Source organism: Duganella sp. Root1480D1 (assembly GCF_001427305.1).
Taxonomy (GTDB): Bacteria; Pseudomonadota; Gammaproteobacteria; order Burkholderiales; family Burkholderiaceae_D; genus Rugamonas.
Genome location: NZ_LMFZ01000050.1, coordinates 21,869 through 37,579, shown reverse-complemented (window position 1 = coordinate 37,579; position 15,711 = coordinate 21,869). Strand labels below are relative to the sequence as shown.

At 62.8% G+C, this 15,711-nt stretch carries 13 protein-coding genes; 10 read left to right on the top strand and 3 right to left on the bottom strand.

Annotated features, from left to right (window positions below; all coding sequences use genetic code 11):
• Positions 1-66: 66 nt before the first annotated feature.
• Positions 67-417, top strand: coding sequence for a phage holin family protein (locus ASD58_RS29345; protein ID WP_057265927.1), 351 nt, complete (start codon positions 67-69; stop codon positions 415-417).
• A complete protein-coding gene (gene metF / locus ASD58_RS29340) occupies positions 410-1,246 on the top strand; it encodes a methylenetetrahydrofolate reductase [NAD(P)H] (RefSeq protein WP_057266255.1) in 837 nt (278 codons plus the stop codon). The genes ASD58_RS29345 and metF overlap by 8 nt, the downstream gene beginning before the upstream one ends.
• Here the strand turns inward: metF and ASD58_RS29335 are convergent.
• Complete coding sequence (locus ASD58_RS29335) at positions 1,233-1,817, bottom strand: 5-formyltetrahydrofolate cyclo-ligase (protein ID WP_082565776.1); 585 nt, start codon at positions 1,815-1,817, stop codon at positions 1,233-1,235. The two genes, metF and ASD58_RS29335, sit on opposite strands and share 14 nt — an antisense overlap.
• A gap of 63 nt (positions 1,818-1,880) precedes the next feature.
• Between ASD58_RS29335 and ASD58_RS29330 the strand changes: the two genes are divergently transcribed.
• The 5 genes from ASD58_RS29330 to ASD58_RS29310 are packed head-to-tail and all read left to right on the top strand — an operon-like array spanning position 1,881 to position 7,147.
• Positions 1,881-3,821: a lytic transglycosylase domain-containing protein gene (locus ASD58_RS29330; protein WP_229210149.1), complete on the top strand. Its 1,941-nt coding sequence runs from the start codon at positions 1,881-1,883 to the stop codon at positions 3,819-3,821.
• Positions 3,822-3,839: 18 nt separating this feature from the next.
• Positions 3,840-4,559, top strand: a complete 720-nt coding sequence (locus ASD58_RS29325) for a glutathione S-transferase family protein (RefSeq protein ID WP_057265923.1) — start codon at positions 3,840-3,842, stop codon at positions 4,557-4,559.
• A 5-nt stretch (positions 4,560-4,564) separates the two neighbouring features.
• On the top strand, positions 4,565-5,680 hold the full coding sequence (locus ASD58_RS29320; RefSeq protein ID WP_057266251.1) for a CCA tRNA nucleotidyltransferase: 1,116 nt from the start codon (positions 4,565-4,567) through the stop codon (positions 5,678-5,680).
• The gene (locus ASD58_RS29315; protein ID WP_057265921.1) at positions 5,667-6,347 is read left to right on the top strand and encodes a GNAT family N-acetyltransferase; all 681 of its coding nucleotides are present in this window, start codon (positions 5,667-5,669) and stop codon (positions 6,345-6,347) included. The genes ASD58_RS29320 and ASD58_RS29315 overlap by 14 nt, the downstream gene beginning before the upstream one ends.
• Positions 6,348-6,358: 11 nt before the next feature.
• Positions 6,359-7,147, top strand: a complete 789-nt coding sequence (locus ASD58_RS29310) for an ABC transporter substrate-binding protein (protein ID WP_057265919.1) — start codon at positions 6,359-6,361, stop codon at positions 7,145-7,147.
• Between the two features lie 13 nt (positions 7,148-7,160).
• Here the strand turns inward: ASD58_RS29310 and ASD58_RS31590 are convergent, their stop codons facing one another.
• Both ASD58_RS31590 and ASD58_RS29305 read right to left on the bottom strand, forming a co-directional pair.
• Positions 7,161-7,310: a hypothetical protein gene (locus ASD58_RS31590; RefSeq protein ID WP_156401558.1), complete on the bottom strand. Its 150-nt coding sequence runs from the start codon at positions 7,308-7,310 to the stop codon at positions 7,161-7,163.
• A gap of 13 nt (positions 7,311-7,323) precedes the next feature.
• The gene (locus ASD58_RS29305; RefSeq protein WP_028103119.1) at positions 7,324-7,845 is read right to left on the bottom strand and encodes an Lrp/AsnC family transcriptional regulator; all 522 of its coding nucleotides are present in this window, start codon (positions 7,843-7,845) and stop codon (positions 7,324-7,326) included.
• Positions 7,846-7,972: 127 nt separating this feature from the next.
• Between ASD58_RS29305 and hppD the strand changes: the two genes are divergently transcribed.
• From hppD to ASD58_RS29290, 3 genes are all read left to right on the top strand, one after another.
• A complete protein-coding gene (gene hppD / locus ASD58_RS29300) occupies positions 7,973-9,100 on the top strand; it encodes a 4-hydroxyphenylpyruvate dioxygenase (protein WP_057265917.1) in 1,128 nt (375 codons plus the stop codon).
• A 156-nt stretch (positions 9,101-9,256) separates the two neighbouring features.
• Positions 9,257-12,805, top strand: a complete 3,549-nt coding sequence (locus tag ASD58_RS29295) for an indolepyruvate ferredoxin oxidoreductase family protein (protein WP_057265915.1) — start codon at positions 9,257-9,259, stop codon at positions 12,803-12,805.
• Between the two features lie 127 nt (positions 12,806-12,932).
• Complete coding sequence (locus ASD58_RS29290; RefSeq protein ID WP_057265913.1) at positions 12,933-15,608, top strand: TonB-dependent siderophore receptor; 2,676 nt, start codon at positions 12,933-12,935, stop codon at positions 15,606-15,608.
• Positions 15,609-15,711: the final 103 nt, after the last annotated feature.

Sequence of the window (15,711 nt, the reverse complement as noted above, 5' to 3'; positions counted from 1 at the left end):
GGTAAAACCGGGTCAGGCCCAAGGGCCTGACCCGGTTTTACCGGGTTAATGAATCGAGCAAATATCATGCGTTTGGTCCTCACCTGGATAATCAATGCCGCCGCGCTCTTCGCGGTGCCTTACCTGATGCATTCCGTCAATGTCACAAGCATTGGCGCCGCCTTGGTTGCTGCCCTCCTGCTTGGCCTGGTCAACACTTTGGTGCGTCCTGTGCTGCTGTTGCTGACATTGCCTGTTACCGTGCTGTCGCTCGGCCTGTTCATCTTCATCATCAACGGCTTCATGTTCTGGCTGGTGGCGAAAGTGGTGGAAGGCTTCCATGTCGACAGCTTTGGCTCTGCCATCCTCGGCGCACTCCTGTACAGCGTGATTTCCTGGGCCTTGTCTACCCTTCTGTTGAAAGACAATGATGGCTAACCATAATTTCAGTATCGAGTTCTTCCCGCCGAAAACGCCGGAAGGGGCAGAGAAGCTGCGCGGCGTGCGCGCTAAACTGTCCGAGCTGCATCCCAAGTATTTTTCCGTGACCTTCGGCGCCGGCGGTTCGACCCAGCAGGGCACCCTGGACACCGTACTTGAGATCATGGAGGCCGGCGAAGAAGCCGCGCCGCACCTGTCCTGCATCGGCGGCACGCGCGAATCGATCCGCGCCATCCTGCAGCAGTACAAGTCGCACGGCATCAAGCGCCTGGTGGCGCTGCGCGGCGACCTGCCGTCCGGCTATGGCATGTCGGGCGAATTCCGCTACGCCAATGAGCTGGTGGAATTCGTGCGCGCGGAAACGGGCGACTGGTTCCATATCGAAGTGGCGGCCTATCCTGAGGTGCATCCCCAGGCGCGTTCGCCGCAGGACGATATGCAAGCCTTCGTGCGCAAGGTGAATGCCGGCGCCAATGCCGCGATCACCCAGTACTTCTACAATGCCGACGCCTATTTCCATTTCGTCGACGCGGCGCAGAAGGCGGGCGTGAACGTGCCTATCGTGGCCGGCATCATGCCGATCACCAATTACACGCAGCTGATGCGCTTCTCGGATATGTGCGGTGCGGAGATTCCGCGCTGGGTGCGCCTGAAGCTGGCGTCGTTCGGCGACGATTCGGCCTCGATCAAGGCTTTCGGGCTCGACGTGGTGTCGGACCTGTGCGAACGCCTGCTGGCAGGCGGCGCGCCGGGACTGCACTTCTACTCGATGAACCAGGCCGTCGCCACGACGGCCCTGTGGAACCGCCTGGTCAGTCCTCAGTGAGGATGCGGTCCAGCGCCACATCGTGCCCATCGCTGCCGAAATCGGCAGCGAGGCAGCGATAGGCCACCCCCACGGTGGCCGGGCGCGGCTCGCGCGCCAGGGTGCGGTCATAGAACCCGCCACCATATCCAAGCCGGTAGCCCTGCGGGTTATAGCCCAGGCAAGGTATCAGCAAGGCAGGCGGAAACTCTTCCACCAGCCGCAGCATGGCCGGCACGCCCACTCCCATCGAATCCTTCAGCATCGGTTCCCCGATGGTCCACTCGGCAAATGCGAGTGGCGCATTTTTCTCAAGCACCACCGGCAGCAGCAGTCTCACACCCAGCTCCGCCAATTCCGCATAACAGGCGTGCAAGTTCGGCTCGTCGCGCAAGGGCCAGTACACCCCCAGCGTGCCGACACCGGACTCGCGCCACCACTGGACCACTTTTGCACCGATTTCGCCGTCCCACTGCGCACGTGTTTCCGCTGCCAGCGCACGGCGCACCGCCAGCATATGCTTGCGCAGTTCCGCCTTGCCGGATGCTGGCTGGCCGTCGGGGTTGCGTGGTATCCTAGTTGGGCTGGTCATATCGTGAATTACCTTGAGAGTCGTACATTGATTTCCACCTCGAAATGGATAGCCGGCGCACTGATGGTCGCAGCATGCGCCGCCTCGCCACTGGCTTTGGCGCAGGATAACGCAAGCGACAGCCGCAAGGAAGACGATGCCTTCCTCCTGCTGCGCGATTCGGTGCGGCGCGACGATGCGGCCAAGGCGGAGTTTTACGCCGCCCGCCTGCCAGATTATTCGATTCCCTCCTACGTCGACTATTACCGCCTGAAAGCCCGTTTCAAGGAAGTGGCGGATCCGGAGGTGCGTGCCTTCCTGAGCAAATACCAGGGCAGCGCAATTGCCGACCGCATGCGCAACGATTGGCTGCTGGAACTGGGCCGCAAGCGCGAATGGGCCACCTTCGATGAACAGTTCCCGCAGTTCGTGCTGCAGGACGATACCCAGGTCAAGTGCTACAACCTGCTGTCGCGCCTCTCCAAAGGCCAGAACGTGGCAGCCGATGCGCGCGCGCTGCTGGTCTTTCCGCCGTACTACGGTGAAGGCTGCGGCGCGCTGATTGCGGCGCTGGCGCAGACCGGGCAATTCACAGAGGAAGATTTGTGGACGCAGGTGCGCCTGGCCGGAGAAACCAATTCCACCGGCCCAGCCAAGCGCATCGTGATGCTGCTGAATGGCTCGGACAAGAAGATGGGCCAGGCGGTGGACCTGCCGACGCTGGCGCTGGCCAAAGGTGCCGGCAGCACGCGTGCCGACCACGAGACTTTCCTGGTGGCGGTAGGCCGCGGCGCCCGCACCAGCATGAACCTGGCCCGGATGGCGCTGGAAAAGAACTCGCCGCACCTGACGCCGCAGGAACGCGCCATCGGCTGGGCTAACCTGGCGCTGGTGTCGTCCTACTCGTTTTCGCCTGACACGGCGGGCTATTGGGCCAAGTCGGCCGGTGCTCCGCTGTCCCTGGACCAGATGCAGTGGAAGACCCGTATCGCCCTGCGTGAACGCGACTGGAAAACCGTGAAGGCCACCATCGCCGCCATGCCGCCGCAATTGCGCAAGGATCCGGCCTGGATTTACTGGAACGCGCGCGCCATCGCCGCCGAAGCAGGCAGCAACACGCCGGAAGTGCTGGCCGCCTACCGCAGCATTGCCGACCAGTCCAGCTATTACGGCATCTTGGCCGGCGAGGAACTGGGCCAACTGGTAACCATCCCGCCTCCGGGCCCGGCCCCTACACCAGCCGAAATGGCAGCCATTTCCGCCAATCCCGGCCTGCAGCGCGCGCTCAAGTTCTTCGACATGCGCCTGCGCTTTGAAGGCACGCGCGAGTGGAACTGGGAGACCCGCCGCCTGAACGAACGCGAGCTGATCGCCGCCGCCGAATTCGCACGCGAAAAGCATGTGCTGGACCGCATGGTGTACACCTCCGAGAAGACCCGCGTGCAGGCCGACTACACGCACCGCTACCCGGTGCCGCATGACGACATCATGCAACCAACCACCAGCACGCTGGGCCTGGACCGCGCCTGGGTGTATGGCCTGATCCGCCAGGAATCGCGCTTCGTGATGGACGCGCAATCCTCGGTCGGCGCCTCGGGCCTGATGCAGGTGATGCCTTCCACCGGACGCTGGGTGGCGCGCAAGATAGGCCTGACCGACTTCGTGCAGGGCATGCTGACAGACGTGAAGACCAATATCCTGTTGGGCGCCAACTACATGAACATGGTCCTGGGCAGCATGGACGGCTCGCAGGTACTGGCCACCGCCGCCTATAACGCCGGGCCGGGCCGGCTGCGCGCCTGGCGCACGCAGCTGACCAAGCCGATGGACAGCACCATCTTCATCGAATCGATTCCTTTCGCGGAAACGCGCGGCTACGTGAAAAACGTGATGGTCAACGCCACTTATTACGCAGCACTGTTCGACGGCCGCCCGCAATCGCTGAAGGCGCGCCTGGGCAGCACCGTCACGCCGAAGGGCTATACCGAGCAGGAACAACAGGAAGCCGCTTACGGCGGCCGTTAAAACGATAACAGAGGAATCATGCAGACCACAGAACTCGACCCGAAACTTGCCGAAACCCTTGCCGCCGCGCGTGAGCCTGGCCTGACCCTGGTCATCGGCAACAAGAACTATTCCTCGTGGTCGATGCGCCCGTGGGTTGCGATGAAAGCCTTCAACATCCCGTTCACGGAAGTGCGCGTGCTGCTCGACCAGCCGGACACCTCCAACAACATCGCCAGGTACAGCGCCAGTGGCCGCGTGCCGGTGCTGCTGGCCGGCGACATGGCAATCTGGGACAGCCTGGCAATCTGTGAATACCTGGCCGAGCAATTCCCCGACAAGCCGCTGTGGCCGCGCGACGTGGCCGCACGTGCGCTGGCGCGTTCGGTCTGCGCCGAAATGCACAGCTCCTTCGGCAGCCTGCGCACCACGATGTCGATGAACATCAAGGGCAGCTACCCGGGCAAGGGCCGCACGCCGGCCACCCAGGCCGACATCGGCCGCATCAGCGAAATGTGGGAAGAGTGCCTGAGCCGCTTCGGCCATAACGAATTCCTGTTCGGCGAGTTCTCGATTGCCGACGCCTTCTTTGCACCGGTGGTGTGCCGCTTCAAGACCTATGGCGTGGTGCTGCCGCCGGCGCTGTCCGCCTATTGCGAGCGTATGCGCAATCATCCGGCGGTCGATGCCTGGATCGCCGGCGCACTGGCCGAAACTGAAACCGCGCCACTGCACGACGCGGAGATGCCGGACGATTGATGGTGATGAAGACTTACGTGGTCGGCGGCGCGGTGCGCGATGATTTGCTTGGTTTGCCCGTCAAGGACCATGACCATGTGGTGGTAGGCGCCACGCCGGAAGAAATGGTGAAGGCCGGCTTCCGCCCGGTGGGCAAGGATTTCCCGGTGTTCCTGCATCCGCAAACGCAGGAGGAATATGCGCTGGCGCGTACCGAGCGCAAAACGGCGCCCGGCTACAAGGGCTTCGTGTTCCACACCTCCAGCGACGTGACGCTGGAAGAAGACCTGGTGCGGCGCGACCTGACCATCAACGCCATTGCGCGCGGCGACGATGGCGCGCTGGTCGACCCTTACAACGGCCAGCAGGACATCAAGGACCGCATTTTCCGCCACGTGTCGGACGCTTTCGCCGAAGACCCGGTGCGCATCCTGCGCCTGGCGCGCTTTGCCGCGCGCTATCCGGAGTTCCGCGTGGCGCCTGAAACCAATGCGCTGATGCAGCGCATGGTGGAGCAGGGCGAGGTCGATGCCCTGGTGCCGGAACGCGTGTGGCAGGAAATCGCGCGCGGCCTGATGGAGCAGAAGCCTTCGCGCATGCTGCAAGCGCTGCGCGGCTGCGGCGCCCTGTCGCACATCGTTCCCGAAATCGGCGATGGACTTGCAGTGGCCCCGGTGATCGATCGTGCCGCCGCAGCGGGCCTGGAGCTGCCGGTTCGCTTTGCTGCGCTGATGCAGGCGCTCGACGTGGCGCAAGTGGAGCAAGCCAGCAAGCGCCTGAAAGTGCCGACCGAATGCCGCGACCTGGCCGTGATGACGGCGCGCGACCGCGGCAGCGTGGACAAGGCGCTGGAACTGGATGCCGCCGCGCTGGTCAGCTTGTTCGAGCGCTGCGATGGCTTCCGCAAGCCGGCGCGCTTTGCGCAGATGGTGGCGGCTGCGGAATGTGCCGGTGGCGCGTCGCCGGGCCGGAGCGAATTGTTGGCCCGGGCGCTCGACGCAGCCCGTGCAGTCAATGCCGGCGAAATCGCCCAGCGTTCGGCGGACGCGCCGCAGCAGATCCCGGAGCGCGTGCGCGCAGCCCGCGTACAGGCAGTGCATGCTGCGATCGGCGTGAAGGGGCGCAACGATGACCAGTCTTAACTTCTTCCGCAATCCCTTGCGCGGCCTGTTCGGCGGCAAGGACCGGCCGACAGTGCCGGTCAAGGAGTTGCGCGAGCGCGACCGCCGCCGCATGCTCAAGCACTTCCTCTCGCTGGAGCGCCACGACCGCCTGTTGCGCTTCGGCACACCGGTCAACGACGAGCAGATCACGCGCTATGTGGGCAGCATCGATTTCGACCGCGACCTGGTGTTCGGCGTGTACAACCGCGTCTTCAAGCTGGTGGCCGTCGGTCACCTGGCCTTTGCCGAGCGCGACGCCGACAAGCACAAGGCCACCGAGAAAGACCAGGTGGCGGAGTTCGGCGTGTCGGTTTCCAAGTCCGCGCGTGGCCTCGGCATCGGTTCCAAGCTGTTCGAACGCGCCAACATCGCTTGCCGCAACAATGACGTCGACACCCTGTACATGCACTGCCTGTCGTCCAATGCGACCATGATGCACATCGCCAAAAAGGCCGGCATGGAAATCCACCGCGACTATGGGGAAGCGGATGCCTACCTCAAGCTCGGCCCGGCCGACCCTGCCAGCGTGCTGCAGGAAGCGATGGAAGAACAGCTTGCCTCTCTCGACTACGCGCTGAAAGCCAACGTCCGCGCCGCCGCCAAACTGCTCGACAAGATCCCTGGAGTAAAATCGGAGGAAAAGTAGAGGAGGCTTCCATGCCGTTCGCCCTGCGCAGCATCGCTTTAGCCGTGACCATGGCCGCACCGCTGGCGCAGGCGGCGGGGGCGCCCTTGAAATTCTGCTTCGAAGACATCCCCCAGGCGCCGTGGACCATGCCGGACGGCACCGGCCTGAATATCGAGCTGCTGAAACGCGCAGCGAAAATCACCGGCGACCAGATCAACTTTGTCCCCCGCCCGTGGAAGCGCTGTGAAGAGGAAACCCGTACCGGCGTGATCGACGCCATGGTCGGCCCCTCCGACAATCCGCGCCGCCGTGCCTACAGCCAGCCGCCTACCAAGGCCGATGGCAGCCAGGACCCCGAGCGCGCCATGTACCGCGACCACGTGGACCTGTATCTGCGCGTCGACAGCGGCGCCAGTTGGGACGGCAAGACCCTGGTCAACCCGCGCAAGCTGGTGGTGGCGCAGCGTGGCTACTATATTGTGGACATGTTGCAGGCACGCGGCCAGACGGTGATCGACACGCCCAAGACGGCAGAAGAAGGCCTGCGCCTGCTGGCAGCCGGCAGCGCCGACGTCGCCGTGCTGATGGGACGCGACGCGGAAAACCTGCTGAAAGAAGACCCGCGCTACCAGGGCCGCGTGATCCTGGCGAAGCAACCGTTCGCCAGTTTCGACTTCCACCTGATGGTGGGCCGCAAGGCCTATGACAGGGAACCCAAGCGCTTCGAAGCGCTCTGGAACGCGATCGCCAAAGTGCGCGCTACGTCTGAATACCAGCGCCTTGAGCAGTCGCTGGTACGCCAGCACGAACACGACTAGCCAGGCCGCTTGCTTATGCGAGATCCCAATGGGCGGTCTTGCGTCCGCAGCAGCTGCATTCAAAGGCGTAAATCCCGGTGTCGTCGTGAAGCTGGTCGCCCCAAAGTCCTGGGATGACGGCAAAGAGCGGAAATGGAATCCCGAGATCGGCAAAGGTCTTCAATCTGATTTCTCAATCAGACCAGCGGCAGGGCCGTGGTGTCCTTGATGCGCTGCAGGGCGAAGGAGGACTTCACGTCCAGCACGGCCGGGTGGCGCAACAGGGTCGCCATCATGAAGCGCGAGAAGTGGTCCATGTCTTCCACGTGCACGCGCAGCAGGTAATCCATTTCGCCGGTCATGGCGTAGCAGGCCACCACTTCAGGCCATTGTTCGACTGCCACCGCGAAGTCGGCGCGCGGCGAGGTGCCGGTCGGGTTCACGCCCAGGGCGCGCGCGTTGCTGTGGGCGGCCGCGTCGCTGTGCTTCTCGAGGCGCACATTGACGTAAGCCAGCAGGCCGAGGCCGATCTTGTCCGGATCCAGCAGCGCCACATACTGGCGAATAACGCCTTCCTCTTCCAGGCGCTTGATGCGGCGCAGGCAGGGGGAAGGGGAGAGGTTGACTTGCTCTGCGACATCCTGATTGGACAGCCGGCCGTCCGTTTGCAAGATGGACAATATCTTGCGATCCGTTTTATCCAGCGCAATCTTGGTCATAAATTCCTCTTTCAGTCGATGTTCTCGCAATATTATTGCTCAATCCAATCAATGTTGGGAAATGTTTGCAATTAAATGTCGCATGCAGGGGACTATACTGTGCGCAATTCTAATAGGGAGACGCACCATGAAATTCACCCCCTGGGAAAACCCCATGCGCACCGACGGCTTCGAGTTCGTCGAGTTCGCGGCACCCGATCCAAAAGCCCTGGGCAAGCTGTTTGAAAACATGGGCTTCACCGCTATCGCCCGTCACCGCCATAAGGACGTGACCCTGTACCGCCAGGGCGATATCAACTTCATCATCAACGCCGAACAAGATTCGTTCGCCCAGCGCTTCGCCCGCCAGCACGGCCCGTCCGTGTGCGCCATCGCGATCCGCGTGGACGATGCGGCCTTCGCCTACAAGCGCGCGCTGGAACTGGGCGCGTGGGGTTTTGACAACAAGACCGGCCCGATGGAGCTGAATATCCCCGCCATCAAGGGCGTGGGCGACTCCCTGCTGTACCTGGTTGACCGCTGGCGCGGCAAGAATTCGGCTGACGGCAAGCCGACTGGCGCCATTGGCGACATCTCGATTTACGACGCGGACTTCGTGGCCATCCCTGGCGCCGAAGCCAACCCGGTCGGCAATGGCCTGACCTATATCGACCACCTGACCCACAATGTGCACCGTGGCCGCATGAAGGAATGGGCTGACTTCTACGAGCGCCTGTTCAACTTCCGCGAAGTGCGCTACTTCGACATCGAAGGCAAGCTGACTGGCTTGAAGTCGAAGGCCATGACTTCGCCATGCGGCAAGATCCGCATTCCGATCAATGAATCGTCGGATGACAAGTCGCAGATCGCGGAGTACCTGAACGAGTACCACGGCGAAGGCATCCAGCACATCGCGCTGGGCACCGACGGTATTTATGATTCCGTGCAAGGCCTGCGCAACCAGGGCATCGTGTTCCAGGACACGATCGAAACCTACTATGAGCTGGTCAACCGCCGCTTGCCAAACCATGGCGAGAATGTGGAAGAACTGCGCCGCCTGCGTATCCTGATCGACGGCCATTCGAACGAATCGGAACGCGAACTGCTGCTGCAGATCTTTACCCAGAACGTGATTGGGCCGATCTTCTTCGAGATCATCCAGCGCAAGGGCGACCAGGGCTTCGGCGAAGGCAATTTCCGTGCGCTGTTTGAGTCGATTGAGCTCGATCAGATTCGCCGCGGGGTGCTGGATGACCCGAGCAAGACGGCCGCTTAAAACCGGTAAACCAGCCGGGTCGCCGTCCGGTCTGACCCGCAGGGTCAGACACTATTGCCAGCGGCAGCCACGTACCGGTTTAAAGAATTCCGGCAGCCCCGCAAATAAGAACAGGGCGCCGTTCTAACTTTGAAGAAGTTTTTGGAGACACACCTGATGAACGCACCCGTCAAGAGCGGCGAGCTATCGCCCGCGCACGACATTACCCTCGACGACAAGTGGACCCTTGAGCGCGGCCGCGCCTTCATGACCGGCACGCAAGCCCTGATCCGCCTGCCAATGCTGCAGCGTGAGCGCGACCTGAAAGCCGGCCTGAATACCGCCGGCTACATCACCGGCTACCGCGGTTCGCCGGTCACCTCGGTCGACCAGACCGCGATGAAGGCCAAGAAGCACCTCGACGCGCACCACGTCAAGTTCCACCCTGGCATGAACGAAGACCTGGCGGCGACTGCCGTCTGGGGCACCCAGCAGACCAACCTGTTCGAAGATGCCAAGTACGACGGCGTGTTCTCCATGTGGTACGGCAAGGGTCCAGGCGTCGACCGCTGCGGCGACGTGTTCAAGCATGCCAATAACGCCGGCTCCTCCAAGCACGGCGGCGTGCTGGTGCTGGCGGGCGACGACCACGCTGCGAAATCGTCCTCCACCGCCCACCAGTCGGACCACATCCTGAACGCCTGCGGCATTCCGGTGCTGTACCCATCGTCGGTGCAGGAATACATCGACTACGGCCTGCACGCCTGGGCCATGAGCCGCTACACCGGCCTGTGGGTGTCGATGAAGTGCGTGACGGACATCATCGAGTCGGGCGCGGTGGTCGACTTCGACCCGGACCGCGTCCAGATCCAGATGCCGGAAGACTTCGAGCTGCCGGCGGGCGGCCTGAATATCCGCTGGCCGGACACCGTGCTGGACATGGAAGTGCGCATGAACAGCTACAAGTGGTACGCCGCGCTGGCCTACTGCCGCGCCAATAAGCTGAACAAGATCATCTGGGATGCGCCGAAGCCGAAGATCGGCATCATCACCGCCGGCAAGTCCTACCTGGACACCCGCCAGGCGCTGGCCGACCTGGGCATCGACGAACAAGCCGCGGCCGATATCGGCATCCGCCTGTACAAGATCGGCATGACCTGGCCGCTGGAAGCGGACGGCGTGCACGAATTCGCCAAGGGCCTGGACGAGATCCTGGTGGTGGAAGAAAAGCGCCAGATCCTGGAATACGCGCTGAAGGAAGAGCTGTACAACCTGCCGGACGGCGAGCGTCCGCGCGTGGTCGGCAAATTCGACGACACCGGCGAGTGGAGCAACAAGGGCAAGACCGGCCACGGCGACTGGCTGCTGCCTGCGACCTATGAACTGAACCCGGCCCAGATCGCACGCGCCATCGCTTCGCGCATCGAGCACTATTGCAAGGACCATCCGGTCGCGGCACGCGTGAAAGAGCGTATCGCCTTCCTGGAAGCCAAGGAAGCAGCGCTGAAAAACCTGCCGGCCAAGGCCAATCCGGAAACGGACCGTATCCCTTACTTCTGCTCCGGCTGCCCGCACAACTCCTCGACCAAGGTGCCGGAGGGCTCGCGCGCCATGGCAGGTATCGGCTGCCACTACATGGTGCTGTGGATGGACCGCGAGACGTCCACCTTCACCCATATGGGCGCGGAAGGCGTGACCTGGGTTGGCCAGGCGCCGTTCACCAATGAGAAGCACGTCTTCACCAACCTCGGCGACGGTACCTATTTCCACTCCGGCATCCTGGCGATCCGCGCTGCCGTGGCGGCAAAGGTGAACATCACCTACAAGATCCTGTACAACGACGCCGTGGCAATGACCGGCGGCCAGAACGTGGACGGTCCGCTCGACCCAGGCATGATCTCGCGCCAGATCGCGGCGGAAGGCGTGACCCCGATCATCGTGGTCACCGACGATCCTGAAAAATATCCGGACGATTACAACTGGGCGCCAGGCGTCACCGTGCGCCACCGTTCCGAACTGATGGACGTGCAGAAGGAACTGCGCGACAAGCCGGGCGTGTCGGCCATGATCTACGACCAGACCTGCGCCTCCGAGAAGCGTCGCCGCCGCAAAAAAGGCGAGTACCCTGACCCGGCCAAGCGCGCCGTGATCAACGAAGCCGTCTGCGAAGGCTGCGGCGACTGCTCCGTGCAGTCCAACTGCCTGTCGGTGGAGCCGCTGGAAACTGAACTGGGCCGCAAGCGCCAGATCAACCAGTCCAGCTGCAACAAGGACTTCTCCTGCGTGAACGGTTTCTGCCCGTCCTTCGTGACGGTGGAAGGCGGCGGCCTGAAAAAGCCGAAGAAAGCAGCTGCAGCGGGCGGCGGAGAAGTGCCGGCATTGCCTGCTCCTGTGATCCCTTCGACTGCGAATCCATACGGCATCCTGATCACCGGTATCGGCGGCACCGGCGTGGTGACCGTCGGCCAGATCCTGGCCGTTGCGGCACACGTGGAAGGCAAGGGCGCCATCGTGCTGGACATGTCCGGCCTGGCCCAGAAGGGCGGTCCGGTGATGTCGCACGTGCGCCTGGCCGACAAGCAGGCCGACCTGCACTCGACCCGCGTCGGCACTGGCAGTGCCAACCTGGTGATCGGCTGCGACCAGATCGTGACCGCCTCGAAAGACGCGCTGTCGCGCATGGGCGAAGGCCGCACTTATGCTGCCATCAACTCGACCGGCGCTACCACGGCGGCCTTCGTGAAGAACCCCGACTGGCAGTTCCCAGGCACTTCTTCCCAGTCCGAGATCAAGCGCGCCTGCGGCGAATCCAATGTGGACTTCGTCGACGCCGGCAAGATCGCTACTGCGCTGATGGGCGATTCGATCGCGACCAATATGTTCATGCTGGGCTACTCGTTCCAGAAAGGCCACGTGCCTCTGTCGGAAGCGTCGCTGATGAAGGCGATCGAGCTGAATGGCGTGTCCGTGCCGTTCAACAAGGCAGCTTTCAACTGGGGCCGCTACTGCGCGCACGACACCGCCGCGGTGACCAAGCTGGCCACGCCAGCGACCGTGATCGAATTCAAGCGCACCCAGACGCTGGAAGAGATCATCGCCAAGCGCGTGGAACTGCTGACTGCTTACCAGGACGCGGCATACGCCAGGCAGTACAGCGACTTCGTGGCGCAGGTGCAAGCGGCTGAAGGCGCCTTCGGTTCGAAGAAGCTGACCGAAGCCGTAGCCCGCTACTTCTACAAGCTGATGGCCTACAAGGACGAGTATGAAGTGGCACGCCTGCACAGCGACCCGGCCTTCCGTGCCAAGATCGAAAGCATGTTCGAAGGCGACTACAAGGTGAAATTCCACCTGGCGCCTCCGCTGCTGGTGAAGAAGGATAAGGAAGGCCATCTGGTCAAGCAGGAATTCGGCCCATGGATGCTGAAAGCCTTCAGCGTGCTGGCCAAGTTCAAGGGCCTGCGCGGCACCGCCCTCGACGTCTTCGGCTACACCGCAGAGCGCAAGATGGAACGCGCCCTGATCGGCGAATACCGCAACACTGTGTCCGGTCTCCTGGACAAGCTGACTGCCGATAACCTGGCGACCGCAGTGTCTATCGCGCGCATTCCTGAAGACATCCGCGGCTACGGCCACGTCAAGGAGCGCCACCTGAAGGCCGCCAAGCAGAAGGAAGCATCGCTGCTGGCAGAGTTCAGCAAACCGGCTGTCGCAACGCACGCAGCCTGAAACCACGCGGTTTCCTGAAAAGCCGGGGCGAGTCCCCGGCTTTTTTCATAAGGATCTGCAAAATCATTCGTTCAGTAATAAAGACCGGCTTGATAAGGTGGCGCCTCTTCACAAGAGGACCACTTCAATGCAGACAAAATTCAAATTGAAACCGTTGGCGGCAGGCGCTTTCGTTTTGCTGGCCGGCGTGGCGCATGCCCAGGAAACAGCATCGCCGGCGGCCGTCGTGATCACCGGCTCGCGCATCCCGCGCGCCAGCCTGGAAGGCCCATCGGCGGTGACCGTCATCACCGGCGAGGACATCACCAAGCAAGGCTACAAGAACGTGTTCGACGCACTGACCAACCAGTCGCAGAACAGCGGCTTCGTGCAGGGCGCAGACTACGGCAACACTTTCACGCCATCGGCCAACGCCATCAGCCTGCGAGGACTGGGACCGAACCATACGCTGGTGCTGCTGAACGGCCGCCGCATGGCCGACTTCCCGATCGCATACGAGGGTACGGTCAACTTCACCAACCTGGCCAATATTCCATCGAGCGTGGTGGAACGCATCGAGATCCTGAGCGGCGGCGCATCGGCCGTCTACGGCTCCGACGCGATTGCGGGCGTGGTCAACATCATCCTGAAGAAGCAAGCCAACGGTTACGACATCAACCTCAAGGCCGGCACCACAACGCGCGGCGGCGGCGGAGACAAGCGCCTGCAATTTACCGGCGGCCAGAGCTTCGACAAGCTGAACACCATATTCAGCGTGGAGTTGCTGGAGCGCGACCCGCTGTGGAGCGCCGACCGCGACTTCATGGCCAGCAAGACCGGCGTGGCGCCGACTTCCGTCCTGGCGCGCAAGAACGTCAGCAGCGGCAAATACATCGACCTGGGCACTGCCTGCTCCGACATCGGCGACCTGTTCGGCGCCAGCACCGCCAGGTACACGGCCAAGGCGGGTAGCTACTGTGCCAGCCCGAAGGTCGGCCCGACCTACTGGACCATCCAGACCAAGAACAGCAGCCAGAACCTGTTCGGCAGCGCCAATTATGAGCTGTCCGCGACCACCACGCTGTTTGCGGAAGCGCTTTACGGCAACAACCGCAGCAGCAACAACACGCGCGGCCCGTCGTGGACCTCGCGCTCGGCCACCGACAACTATTTCTGGAACCAGAACAGCAGCCGCTATGAAGCGTGGAGCCGCTACATTTCGCCGGAAGAAATGGGCGGCGTAGAGCGTTACAACCGCCGCTGGGACGACCAGGCGGCATCGCTGTCGCTGGGCTTGCGCGGCCAGGTCCCGCACACCTCGTGGAACTATGAGGCCGGCTACACTGCCTCGCAGTACAAGAGCCAGAACCACACCCAGCGTGCGCTGGCCAATATCGACAGCTTCTTCCTCGGCCAGCAACTGGGTGTGAATGCCAGCGGCGTCGCTATCTTCGCTCCCGACCCGGCGCGATTGACCACGCGCCTGACGCCGGGCGAATTCAATACCATCACCGGTGAATCGGTCAGCGACGACAAGTCCTGGACCAATACCCTGAGCCTGACGGCCAACGGCGAAGTCTTCACGCTGCCGGCCGGCCCGGTCAAGGTTGCCACCGTGGCGGAACTGGGCAAGCAAGGCTTCTCCAACGCTCCCGATCCGCGCATCAACCAGGGCTACTTCAACACGCTGGTGCCGTCAGACGTGACGGCCGGCACCCGCAAGCGCTACGCGCTCGGCGCCGAGGCCAGCATCCCGCTGGTGAATACGCTGGCCGGCACGCTGGCAGGCCGCTACGATCATTACTCATTCGCCGGCCGCGGCGACGGCAAGTTCACCTACAACGGCGGCCTGGAATGGCGGCCAGCCGCGCAGTTCCTGCTGCGCGGGAATGTCGCGACCAGCTTCCGCGCGCCGGACATGAATTACATCTACAAAGCGCGCGGCACCGGCTACTACTCGTCCACCACGGACTATTACCGCTGCGCCAAGGCCGGCCAGCCGGTGGCCGATTGCGATTTTGCGAATTACTCGCCCGGCGCGGACTATGTGCAGACCGGCAGCAAGGACCTGCGTTCGGAAAAGGGGCGCTCGGCCGGCTTGGGCGCTGTCTGGTCGCCGAGCGCCGACTTCGACGTCACGCTGGACTACTGGAAGATCCGCATCGACGACCTGGTCACCAACCTGAGCGCCGACAAGCTGCTGCGCGATGAAGCTGAATGCCGCATCAAGGGCGACCTCGCTTCGCCGACCTGCGCCGATGCGATTCGCCGCATCGTCCGTTACGCCGACAATGCGCTGAACAAGCCAGGCGAGATCAAGCAGATCCTGGTCAACCCGATCAATGCTGCGTCGACCAAGGTCAGCGGCATCGACCTGTCGGCCAGGTACGTCCTGCGTACCAAGGGCTACGGCAATTTCATCACCAAGGTGAACTACTCGAAGACCCTGAAACAGGAGTCGCGCCAGTTCGCCGCCGACCCGCTGAACAACGACAAGGACGACCTGGGCAACTACGACTGGCGCGACAAGTTGAATGCCAGCCTGACCTGGAATGCCGGCGCCTGGTCGAACACCCTGTTCCTGCAGCGCTACGGCAAGGTGCCTGATGCCGCCGGCGAAGCCTGGCTGACCCCGACCACCCTGGTCAACGCCAGCTCGGTAGTCAAGCTGAACCAGCGCACCAGCGTATCGCTGGCCGTAAACAACTTGTTCAACCGCATCAAGCATGACGCCAGCGGCGGCTGGCCTTACTACCCGGTAGGCAACTACAGCCCGGCAGGCCGCCAGGTCTGGCTGGAGGTGAATTACCATTTCGGCTCTTGATATGTGGTAATTATTGTTGGCGAAACGCCGCAAGCGTGGCGCTGTTTGCGGTGGCGCGCCCGTACCGGCGTTTCTGAAGCGCACTATAATGCTCCGGCGCTTT